We start from the raw sequence: 4,224 nt of genomic DNA on the forward strand, positions 1-4,224 counted from the left end.
CAAATTAGTTCCCCCATAGAACCCCCTTGAGCCATCTGGCACACTTTTCTCTTTTTGTCAAATTTTATGTTAAGAAAGATGTGACTAATGGATAGCTTATCAAGGGGGGATTAAGGGGGGATCGGCACCCCCCTTATCAAGGGGGGCAGGGGGGATCAGAGGCAAAATCTATCTTCAATTTAATTATAACTACTTACTTACCTACATTATTCTCATTCCGAGATTTCGATCGAATTAAACGATCTTTGCCAACGTTTTTTCCAGTGGCTAGTCGGTTCTAAATCAGAGAGAGCCTGTTCGCTGCGACGACGTTGTATAATCACTTCGGCTGGGTCAGTTAAAGTCGCGTCTCGATAGGGAATAGCGGCTTTAGTTTGCAGATGTTCCCGTTCCTGTGCCGATAGAGATGGGGGTAAGGACAAAAAACTGGCTATTGTCCCTGGCGATCGCCGTCCGACGCTATCGGTGGCTCCAATCTGCAATCCTGCTAATTGTAAAGCCCTTCGCACCGAGGCAGCACAGGAATAGGTGACTAAATAACCCGTCGGACTCAGGCATTTGGCCACTAAAGCTAAAAACTCCACCGTCCACAGTTGCGGACATTTACCCGGGGAAAAGGGATCGAGAAAAATTGCCTCTGCTTGAAAACCCGCCTCAATCACCTTGGTTATCGTCTGTCGCGCATCCCCGATTAACAGTTTAGCGGTGAGATTAGGCAAGTCTAGCCGGTGATTATGGGCAAAATCATTTAAATATTCGGGAATTGGTTGATTCCAACTATTTAAGAGATTCTCTCTAATAGCCGCTAGGGGAACCATTCGATCGCTTTCTAAAGCTAATAATTCTACCCGACAATCCCCCCTAACTTGCCAAATGGCTGCCAACGCAGCGGCGGCATTATACCCTAAGCCGTAACAAATGTCAAGAATTTTCAGATTATTGCTCTGGTCTGCTTTCGCTGCCAGACGACTGGAGAGGATAAATTTTTTCTCAGCCTCTTCCCTTGCCCCGGAGGTAGAATGATAACATTCGCCGAATTCGGTCGAAAAAAAGGTATAAGAACCATCCTCAGTGACTTTTTGCGGGTAAGCTTCGGGGGAGACAAGCATGGTGATGGAGAATGTCTTTGAGGTGAATATCGGTTTCCAGCAGGCAAGCATGACCACTATTGGGCAGAATCGTTAATTTTGCGGCGGGTAACTGCTGAATTAGGCGTTTAGCTTCCGCTACCGATGGTAACAGTCGGTCGCCTTGACTGGCTATCACTAACACCTCCAATTGCAGATCTTTTAACTCGCTGGCACTAACCTGAAACCGTTGTAACTGGGATAAACGCCAGCTAATCGTCTTCGGTGGGACGTATTGCATGGCTTTGAGGAGAGAGCGGCGATCTTCCCGGGATATTCGACCGAGAGCGGCGAGAAAGGGTAAAATAGTTAGTGCCGAGCTGCCGTGGATGAAATCGGGCATTATCTGGGTGATACCGATTCCCAAGCTTAAAAGAGGTCTTTGATTAAAAGAAGAAGCGGGGTTAATTAAAATCAGTTTTTTAATTAATTTTGCTGATTTTGTCGCTATTTTCAAGGCTAAACAGCCACCAAAAGACTCACCGCAGAGATAGACTTTTCTCGATTGTCCCTTTAATTCCTGGGCCAATAAAGCAATCACGCAATCGCTTAATTCCTCCCAATCACCGAGATATTGCGGGGAAATCGCCAAACAACGCAGATCGAAGTAAGGAGCAAGGTTTTTAATCTGACGATGGTAGAGTTGGCCGCTGCCATCCATTCCGGGTAAAAATACAAACAGGGGATAATCGGGACGGGGATGACGGGGAATAATCCAACTGACAGGTTGTTCCATTGTGCAACAAGCGCGATCGATGTTAAAAAAGTTTTTTCTGGTTATCTATTTTAAGGATAATTAATATTAGAGAGATTGGCCAATTTTAAGAGTAGTAAGCTAAACGGCGCTTAACCTGCATGATCCAACAGCTATAACCCTTTTGGAGTCTATATCGGTGATCCGAAGTAAAAGCCGTTTAGCTTATTAACCCCCAACCTATGGATGGTTTCTCCCTGCTCCCCAATCCCTGATAACTGATAACTGATAACTGGATTAACTGAGCTAAATTTTTAGGCCGCTGCTAAATTAGCAGCCACGAAATCCCAATTAACCAACTTGGTTAAAAAGTCGCTGATGTAATCGGGACGACGATTTTGGTAGTCGAGATAATAAGCGTGTTCCCACACATCCATAGTTAAGAGGGGAACCTGTCCGGCGGTTAAAGGATTGTCAGCGTTGCCGGTTTTGGTAACTTTGAGAGTACCGTTATCGAGAACCAACCAAGCCCAACCGCTACCGAATTGAGTAGCGCCCGCAGTTTTGAAAGCTTCGACAAATTTCTCGAAACTACCGAAATCTGCGTTAATTTTATCGGCTAAAGCACCGGTAGGCGCACCGCCACCACCCGGTTTCATGCAGTCCCAATAAAAACTATGATTCCATGCTTGGGCGGCATTGTTGAAAACCCCAGCTTTAGAGGCATCACCAGCAACCTTAACGATAACTTCTTCTAAAGAGAGAGCATCGAGTTCCGTATCTTTGACCAAACCGTTATAGTTATTGACATAAGCGGCGTGGTGCTTGTCGTGGTGGAATTCTAGGGTACTTTTGGTGATACAAGGCTCTAAGGCAGTGTAATCGTAGGGTAAAGGGGGAAGTGTGTAAGCCATGTGTTCTCTGTATCCTCTCTTGAGAGCTTGTTTAAGGTAGTGTTGTTAACCTTTTGTCAGTATTCAGCTTAACCAAGACGAATACCTTTGCAATAAAACTTTACACCCTCAATCATAGCACCGAAGGAGACTTGATCAGTGATCACTGATCGATCAGCTTTTTTCTCCCATCTCCCTTCTCCCCCATCACCTCAACTCCCATCGACCATCTCCTAAATCCTGAGAAGATCACCAAACAATGTTAAAATAATTCCCGTACTGTAGGCGCTTGCAGATTCTTGTGGGCGTGGCAGGGCAGGCGAAAAACGATTCCGTTCGGAATTAGACCAAAAAAGCTCCACTGGAAACAGCAGTAGATTTTATCTCACTGGGTTGACCGGTTGGCACTTCGTCAAATTACGGATCAATACAAAATTATCATTTACAGATCTTTCTTGGTAACTTATGGCACAGCGTACACGCTTAGGTGAAATCCTTCGTCCCCTCAACTCGGAATATGGTAAAGTTTCTCCCGGTTGGGGAACTACCTTGCTGATGGGAGTTTTTATGGCTCTGTTTTTAGTCTTTTTGCTGATTATTTTACAGATCTACAACTCCTCCCTAATTTTAGAAGGATTTAATGTAGATTGGGGTCAGTAAGCAGATTCCAACAATCTCGTCGCCATTTTTGGCGGCAGAATTATCCCTCGGACTTTGGCAGGTGGGTTATTGCCCACCGCGAGTTTTTTATTAGGAGCAAAAACATGAATATTTTTGGGATTGGATTGCCGGAAATGGGGTTAATTCTCTTGATTGCCCTGCTAGTTTTCGGACCGAAAAAATTACCAGAAATCGGTCGCAGTTTAGGCAAAACGATTCGAGGATTTCAAGAAGCATCCAAGGAATTTGAAAGTGAATTTAAGCGAGAGGCCGAGCAGATTGAAGACTCGGTAAAAATCAAAGCTGAATTAGAAGAAAGTCAATCTCCTAGGGATCAAACTCGTTCCAGTTAAGAACTGTGTAGAGATGTAGAGTAGGTCAAATTCGAGACTATCCGCTAGATTAACATCGGGAATGACCAGAGCCGGATTAAATTGGCAGTTTTACCATAGACCTCTTGTAAAAATCAAAAATTGTTGTTAGGGTCAGGAGTCAGGAGCCGGTCGTCAGGAGACTCCGAGACAGGAGATTATTTTATTTATTCTTCCCACTTCCCCACTTCCCCACACCCCACTTCCCCACACCCCACACCCCACACCCCACACCCCACACCCCACACCCCACACCCCACACCCTACCCCCACGAAAAACTTTTTCAGCAGACCCTAAGTCGGCAGAATATACCGTCAGTTTGAGAATTCCCAGAAGGCAACAAAAAAATGACTATTTCCTTGCTATAAGTATTGTAGATGTCAAGAGTGGTAAATGAATGTCTATAGTGGTATCCCCCGAACAAGTCCATCAAATCGTCAACAACCTCCATCACGATCCCTTTGAGGTTTTGGGGGCC

The 4,224-nt window shown here is 45.1% G+C and carries 6 protein-coding genes; 3 read left to right on the forward strand and 3 right to left on the reverse strand.

Translation table 11 applies throughout. The features are described 5' to 3' along the window. Window positions 1-212: 212 nt before the first annotated feature. The 3 genes from PX482_RS23405 to PX482_RS23415 all read right to left on the reverse strand — a co-directional run bounded on the left by PX482_RS23405 (window position 213) and on the right by PX482_RS23415 (window position 2,735). Window positions 213-1,109, reverse strand: a complete 897-nt coding sequence (locus PX482_RS23405; protein WP_043999386.1) for a tRNA (5-methylaminomethyl-2-thiouridine)(34)-methyltransferase MnmD — start codon at window positions 1,107-1,109, stop codon at window positions 213-215. Next, on the reverse strand, window positions 1,069-1,863 hold the full coding sequence (locus tag PX482_RS23410) for an alpha/beta fold hydrolase (RefSeq protein ID WP_002762410.1): 795 nt from the start codon (window positions 1,861-1,863) through the stop codon (window positions 1,069-1,071). Before PX482_RS23410 ends, PX482_RS23405 begins: the two co-directional genes overlap by 41 nt. Window positions 1,864-2,135: 272 nt before the next feature. Further along, the gene (locus PX482_RS23415) at window positions 2,136-2,735 is read right to left on the reverse strand and encodes a superoxide dismutase (RefSeq protein ID WP_002762409.1); all 600 of its coding nucleotides are present in this window, start codon (window positions 2,733-2,735) and stop codon (window positions 2,136-2,138) included. 444 nt (window positions 2,736-3,179) lie between these two features. Here PX482_RS23415 and psbH point away from each other — a divergent pair, with 444 nt between their 5' ends. From psbH to PX482_RS23430, 3 genes are all read left to right on the forward strand, one after another. Further along, window positions 3,180-3,374, forward strand: coding sequence for a photosystem II reaction center phosphoprotein PsbH (gene psbH, locus PX482_RS23420; RefSeq protein ID WP_002736544.1), 195 nt, complete (start codon window positions 3,180-3,182; stop codon window positions 3,372-3,374). Window positions 3,375-3,478: 104 nt separating this feature from the next. After that, the gene (locus PX482_RS23425; RefSeq protein WP_002762408.1) at window positions 3,479-3,727 is read left to right on the forward strand and encodes a TatA/E family twin arginine-targeting protein translocase; all 249 of its coding nucleotides are present in this window, start codon (window positions 3,479-3,481) and stop codon (window positions 3,725-3,727) included. A gap of 120 nt (window positions 3,728-3,847) precedes the next feature. After that, on the forward strand, window positions 3,848-4,069 hold the full coding sequence (locus PX482_RS23430) for a hypothetical protein (protein WP_196219876.1): 222 nt from the start codon (window positions 3,848-3,850) through the stop codon (window positions 4,067-4,069). The last annotated feature ends 155 nt before the right edge of the window (window positions 4,070-4,224 follow it).

This window comes from Microcystis sp. M53602_WE12 (assembly GCF_030065455.1).
GTDB classification, from domain to species: domain Bacteria; phylum Cyanobacteriota; class Cyanobacteriia; order Cyanobacteriales; family Microcystaceae; genus Microcystis; species Microcystis aeruginosa.